The 4,229-nt window shown below is 65.2% G+C and carries 3 protein-coding genes; all 3 read right to left on the bottom strand.

Annotated features, from left to right (window positions below; all coding sequences use genetic code 11):
- Nucleotides 1–167: 167 nt before the first annotated feature.
- From NKI18_RS33210 to NKI18_RS33200, 3 genes are read right to left on the bottom strand one after another with little or no spacing between them, the layout of a single operon-like run.
- The gene (locus NKI18_RS33210; RefSeq protein ID WP_352622707.1) at nucleotides 168–1,562 is read right to left on the bottom strand and encodes a dihydrolipoamide acetyltransferase family protein; all 1,395 of its coding nucleotides are present in this window, start codon (nucleotides 1,560–1,562) and stop codon (nucleotides 168–170) included.
- A gap of 10 nt (nucleotides 1,563–1,572) precedes the next feature.
- A complete protein-coding gene (locus tag NKI18_RS33205; protein WP_353022054.1) occupies nucleotides 1,573–2,586 on the bottom strand; it encodes an alpha-ketoacid dehydrogenase subunit beta in 1,014 nt (337 codons plus the stop codon).
- A gap of 2 nt (nucleotides 2,587–2,588) precedes the next feature.
- Nucleotides 2,589–3,821 carry a 3-methyl-2-oxobutanoate dehydrogenase (2-methylpropanoyl-transferring) subunit alpha gene (locus NKI18_RS33200; RefSeq protein ID WP_254817940.1) on the bottom strand — a complete coding sequence of 411 codons (1,233 nt, stop codon included), beginning with the start codon at nucleotides 3,819–3,821 and terminating at the stop codon, nucleotides 2,589–2,591.
- Between the last annotated feature and the right edge of the window lie 408 nt (nucleotides 3,822–4,229).

The raw sequence follows: 4,229 nt of genomic DNA, 5'->3' as shown, positions 1-4,229 counted from the left end.
TCGAGAGACACAAGGGGTGTTGGACGGAATGCCGCCGGCGCCAAGCTGGAGCACCCCTCATCCGTCGCCTTCGGCGACACCTTCTCCCACAAGGGGAGAAGGGGGAGCCAGCGTCCCGGCGCCCCATGCTGCCGGGCGAGGGGGCCTTTGCGACCGTTCTCATCTCATCAGTCCACAAAAATCAGCGCCGGCGTTTCCAGCAGCGCCTTGATCCGCTGGACAAACACCGCCGCGTCCCAACCGTCGACGACGCGGTGGTCGAAGCTGGAGGACAGGTTCATCATCTTGCGCGGGATGAACTGGGTACCGTCCCATACCGGCCGCACCATCATCTTGTTGACGCCGACGATCGCCACTTCCGGATGATTGATCACCGGCGTCGTCGCCACGCCGCCCATGGCGCCCAGCGAAGTGACGGTGATGGTCGATCCCGAGAGTTCGTCGCGCGTCGCCGTGCCGGATTTTGCTGCCTCGGCCAGCCTGACAACCTCGGCTGCACAGTCCCAGATGTCGCGCGCCTCGGCGTGCTTGACCACCGGCACCATCAGCCCGGAAGCCGTCTGCGCGGCGATGCCGATATGGACGCCGCCATGCTGGTGGACGATGCCGGCTTCGTCGTCGAACAGTGCGTTGACATTGGGCTGGTCGGCGATTGCCTTGACCATCGCCCGCATCAAGAACGGCAGCAGCGTCAGCTTCGGCCTGTCCCCGCCCGGCCGGTTCTCCTTGTTGAGCGCGGCGCGCAAATCCTCGAGCGCGGTGACGTCGATCTCCTCGACATAGGTGATATGCGGGATGCGCGACTTGGCCAGCGTCATCTTCTCGGCGATCTTTCGCCTGAGCCCGACTATCTTGATGTCCTCGACCGCCTCGTTGCGGGCAAGGCCGGAAACCTTGGCGAGCCGGGGTCCGCGCGCCAGGAAAGCCTCGATATCCTCGTGCCGGATGCGGCCGGCTGGGCCGGTTCCCGGGACCTGCCTGAGATCGATGCCCGCCTCCTTGGCCCTCAGCCGGATGGCGGGCGACGCCAGCGGCTTTTCGCCTTCGGGACGCGGCGCGCCGACCGGCGCTGTACCTCCGAAAGCCGGCGCAGTACCCCCACCCCTAACCCCTCCCCACAAGGGGGAGGGGGATTCGCCACCCGCCGCACTTAGTCCCTTATGCGTTGGTGTTTTTCCAGATGATCGTGGAGCGGTCTCGGGTTCGGCCTTGGAGGTTGCGGCACGTCCCCCTCCGCCTTGTGGGGAGGGGTTAGGGGTGGGGGTATTCTTGGCGCCCGCCTCAGTGGCCTGCGACGCAGCATCCCTGACATTACCCTCGCCCGCCACCTTCAACCTGACAATCGGCGAGCCGATCGCCACCGTGTCGCCGATCTCGGCGCCCAACCAGACGATTTCGCCATCGACGGGCGAAGGAATTTCGACTGTCGCCTTGTCGGTCATGACAGCGGCCAGCACGGCATCCTCGCGCACGAGATCGCCGACCTTGACCTGCCATTCGACGAGCTCGGCCTCGGCGACGCCTTCGCCGACATCGGGCAGCTTGATAACATATTCGCCCATCGTTCCCCCTTCAGGCTTCCACCGTTTCGACGAGCGCGCGGCCTAGCCGGGCAGGACCGGGAAAATAGTCCCACTCCTGCGCATGCGGATAGGGCGTGTCCCAGCCGGTGACCCGCGCCACCGGCGCTTCCAGATGGTAGAAGCAGCTCTCCTGAACCAGCGCCGAAAGTTCGGCGCCGAACCCCGATGTCAGCGTCGCCTCATGCACGATGACGCAGCGCCCCGTCTTGTTGACCGAGGCGACGATCGTCTCGAGATCGAGCGGCAGCAGCGTCCTCAGATCGATGATCTCGGCATCGATGCCGGTCTCCTCGGCTGCCGCCTGGGCAACGTAGACCATCGTGCCATAGGCAAGCACGGTGACTGCAGCACCCGGCCGTCGGATCACCGCCTTGCCGAGCGGCGCCGTGTAATGGCCGTCGGCGACTTCGCCGAGCTCATGTTTCGACCATGGCGTTACCGGCCGCTCGTGATGACCGTCGAAGGGGCCGTTGTAGAGCCGCTTCGGCTCCAGAAAGATCACCGGGTCCGGATCCTCTATCGCCGAGATCAAAAGGCCCTTGGCGTCATGCGGGTTCGAGGGCACCACGACTTTCAGGCCGGAGACGTGGGTGAACAGCGCCTCCGGGCTCTGGCTGTGGGTCTGGCCGCCGAAAATGCCGCCGCCGGTCGGCATTCTCACGACGATCGGGCAGGTGAAGTCGCCGTTCGACCGGTAGCGCAGCCGCGCGGCTTCCGAGACGATCTGGTCATAGGCCGGATAAACATAGTCGGCAAACTGCACCTCGACGCAAGGCTTCAGCCCGTAGGCGGCCATGCCGATGGCCGCGCCGACAATGCCGGATTCGCTGATTGGCGCATCGAAGCAGCGGCTCTTGCCGTATTTCGCCTGCAGGCCCTGGGTGCAGCGGAAGACGCCGCCGAAGAAGCCGACATCCTCGCCGAACACGATGACGCGCTCGTCGCGCGCCATCGACACGTCCATGGCGTCGCGGATCGCCTCGATCATGGTCCGCCGCGGCATGGTCAGACCCCTGCCTGTTGGCGCTGGCGCCTGAGATGCGGCGGCATCTCGGCATAGACGCCCTCGAACATGTCGCGCGCCGAGGGCTTGCCGCCGGCATGCAGCGTGCCGTGGCGCTCGGCCTCCCGCTGCGCCGAAATCACCGTGTCGAGGATTTCCGCCTCGGCCTGGGCGTGGCGTTCGTCCGACCAGACGCCGCGCTGGATGAGATGGTTCTTCAGCCTGACGATCGGGTCGCCGAGCGGCCAGGCATCGGACTCGGCCTTCGGCCGGTAGGCCGACGGGTCGTCGGAGCTCGAATGGGCGCCGACGCGGTAGGTGACGTATTCGACCAGCGTCGGCCCGAGATTGCTGCGCGCCCGTTCCGCCGCCCATTTGGCCACCGCATGGACGGCGAGATAGTCGTTGCCGTCGACGCGCAGGGACGGAATACCGAAGCCGAGCCCACGGGCGGCAAAAGTGCCGGAACCGCCGCGGGCGATGCCCTGGAAGGTCGAGATCGCCCACTGGTTGTTGACGACGTTGAGCACGACCGGCGCCTTGTAGGTCGAGGCGAACACTAGCGCCGAATGGAAGTCGGACTCGGCGGTCGAACCGTCGCCGATCCAGGCGGCGGCGATCTTTGAATCGTTGCTGATTGCCGAGGCCATCGCCCAGCCGACCGCCTGGATGTACTGCGTCGCCAGATTGCCGGAGATAGAGAAGAAGCCGTGCTCCTTCGACGAATACATGATCGGCAATTGCCGCCCTTTCAGCGGATCGGCCTCGTTCGAATAGATCTGGTTCATCATCGTGACCATCGGGTAGCCGTCGGCGATGAGCAGGCCGGCCTGCCGATAGGTCGGAAAATTCATGTCGCCCCGCGACAGCGCCTTGCGGAAGGCGCAGCTCACTGCCTCTTCGCCGAGATGCTGCATGTAGAAAGAGGTCTTGCCCTGGCGCTGCGCCATCTGCATGCGCGCATCGAAGCTGCGCAGCGTCATCATATGGCGCAGCCCCTCCAGCAACTCGTCGTCCGAAAGCAGTCCTGCCCACGGCCCGACCGCCTCGCCGGCGCGGTTGAGCACGCGAATGATCGAGAAGGCCAGATCGCGGATGTCGCGAGGGTCGACGTCGATCTTCGGGCGCGGCACCGAGCCAGCTTTTGGAATGCTCACATTAGAGAAATCCGGCGTCCCGCCCGGCCGCACTTCCGGTTCCGGAACATGGAAGCGCAGCATTCCGGCATCGGCCATGATCTCGGTCCTCCACTGTTGCCCGGCCAGGATATTTGCACACCGCCAGACCAGTGCCAATTCGTCGGCCGAGGCTTCGCTGCCGCTGGCTGCGCCCGCGGCAGACAGGATGGAGATATGTCGGCGAAATTTCTTGTCGATCTTCCGCGCCGGCGCGCAATTTGGCGAATGGCCCGGCCTAGTCTGGCGCATGAGAAGGGATTCCTGGTAGCAAGATCCCTCTGTCGAGTTCCTTCGCGCCCCGCTCCGTCCTGCCGGAGGATCGCGGCATCATTCCAGCTCGGGTTCCTCGCCCCCACGGAAGTGCTAGGGCATATACACATCTCGCAGAGCCCATCCATCGGCACAGGCACGGAAGTAGGCCAGGCCGTTGTAGAAGGTGATTGGTCCCGGTGGTCTGGAGGAAGC

This window comes from Mesorhizobium sp. M0800 (genome assembly GCF_040320095.1).
GTDB lineage: Bacteria > Pseudomonadota > Alphaproteobacteria > Rhizobiales > Rhizobiaceae > Mesorhizobium.
Note: the sequence above shows the minus strand (reverse complement) of the source record. Positions and strands in the feature narration are given on the sequence as shown.